Genomic DNA, 270 nt, shown 5'->3' on the forward strand with positions numbered 1-270 from the left:
GCGTCTGCGCGTTTAAATTCTCGACGTTCGAAGCCACTCCCGGCCGCTTCCCGCGGGTCGAGGAGGACGATCTGCTGCACGCGTTCCAGCTGATCGCCCCGAGCGGCTTAGCCTGCGCGGTGCACAATCAGATGCAGGAGATGACGCGCAAAAACATCCAGCGCATGGTTGCTGAAAACGATACCGGCTGGGACGCGTTCATGCGCGCGCATACGCCGCTGATCGAAGATCTGGCCACCGCGCAGCTGTATGAAATTGGCGCGGTTACCG

General features: G+C 61.5%; 1 protein-coding gene. It reads left to right on the top strand.

Annotated elements, in window-relative coordinates:
* Positions 1 to 270 (top strand): hypothetical protein (locus tag HWD93_RS18415; RefSeq protein WP_261647596.1); only part of this gene is annotated, 270 nt, incomplete at both ends.

The sequence above is a fragment of the Curtobacterium sp. C2H10 genome (assembly GCF_025407985.1).
Classification (GTDB): Bacteria; Actinomycetota; Actinomycetes; order Actinomycetales; family Microbacteriaceae; genus Curtobacterium.